General features: G+C 40.8%; 1 pseudogene. It reads left to right on the top strand.

Features of this window, described 5'->3' with window-relative positions:
- Window positions 1-684 (top strand): annotated as a pseudogene (locus IM273_RS22315) (hypothetical protein); the annotation flags it as partial.

Raw genomic sequence — 684 nt, 5'->3', positions numbered from 1 at the left:
TAACATTTCTGATTATGGTTCTAATACTGTAACGAAGTTCGAATATCAATCAGGTATTGTTGGTAAGTACTATGATAACGTAATTACAAGTACTATGGATGGTGACGGAGGTATGGTAATCGGTTTCTATATCTATGACCAACAGTTACAGGATATCAAATCATTCACCTATCGTACTTACAATGACAATTTCAACATTCGTATCACTGATGATAACGGTTGGCGTTGGTGGGCTATGTTACCTGCTAACAATGGCGTTTGGGTAACTCAGAACTTCTCACAGCTAGATTTCAAACTAAACAGCTATCAGCCGAACCATTCAGAAGGGGATGAGCAACCCGCAGCCGTTACCCTAACAGGTCGCGAAGACTTCACTATCCTACTTGATGATGATCCAGTAGATGGGGTATCAGGCCGTATTGATTGGTACTGCGTGAACGAGCTACCAGAGCTATATGATGATGGTGGTACTGGTGATTATTCAGTACTGGTTAATCTAACATTCAATGACAGTACTAGTAGTGGTTATACAGCCCGCCTTGGTGACTGTACTATCAAGCAATATATGTTGAGTAGTCTTGCTTATACTCCTGGCTTAATCCCGTTCAGTAATATTACAGATCCATATGCTCAATTATATTCTGGTTGGCGTGGTCTTCCATATCCTGGCTATCAATTACCTAC

It is taken from the genome of Enterobacter cloacae complex sp. P13B (assembly GCF_014895915.1).
GTDB lineage: Bacteria > Pseudomonadota > Gammaproteobacteria > Enterobacterales > Enterobacteriaceae > Enterobacter > Enterobacter bugandensis.
This window is presented reverse-complemented; position numbering and strand designations above follow the sequence as displayed.